The sequence below is a fragment of the Agrobacterium sp. OT33 genome, assembly GCF_017313365.1.
In the GTDB taxonomy this organism is placed as follows: Bacteria; Pseudomonadota; Alphaproteobacteria; order Rhizobiales; family Rhizobiaceae; genus Agrobacterium; species Agrobacterium rhizogenes_A.
The window spans coordinates 1-621 of sequence record NZ_JAFLMZ010000025.1; the positions used below are offsets into that span (position 1 = coordinate 1).

The 621-nt window shown below is 60.2% G+C and carries 1 protein-coding gene; it reads right to left on the reverse strand.

Annotated features, from left to right (window positions below):
• Positions 1–520, reverse strand: a 520-nt coding sequence (locus tag JZX88_RS26010; RefSeq protein WP_371741281.1) for a hypothetical protein, incomplete at its 3' end; no start/stop codon positions are given.
• Positions 521–621 lie beyond the last annotated feature (101 nt).

Sequence of the window (621 nt, forward strand, 5' to 3'; positions counted from 1 at the left end):
CCGGCGCAAGCTCGTCGCCAAATTGCGCGCGCGCAACCTCGGCAGCGTGATGGGCATAGGCGAGATGGGTGACGGGCCGCGCCTTCAGCCATTTGCGGCGCTGTGTGATCGCCATCGACTTTGCCGCCTCCTCGCCGAACCTGGCGATGGAGAAGTTCTCCTTCTTCTGTCCCTCCCTGGTCATCAGCGTTGACTGCCATACATCACCTTCGGCCGTCTCTACACGTCTGACACCGGAGATGCCGCTTCGGTTGTTCTTGCGCAGAAGCACGGCCTGCTCGAGGTTGGTGGTTGGCGGGATGGCAAGGATGATGGCGTCGCGGTATGCGCGTGCGTGACGGTAGGCTTCATCGCCGGAACCGTAGACACTGTCCTTGAACAGCCTGACGATCTTGTGGCCACGCCGCCTGACACTGACCCACCATCCGGCACCGTGGCGAGCCCCGGAGGCCTCTTCCCGGCGCAGGCCGTAGGTGTCGGCGTCGTGTTTTGTGTGTCTCGGATTTCTTTCGATCGTCACTCCGCACCCCCGGCCTGTCAGATATCATCGATGGAATTTTGGCATTTGCAGGTTGCATAATTCATGGTGAGTCCATGGTTTCGCCACAATGTTTGATTGCA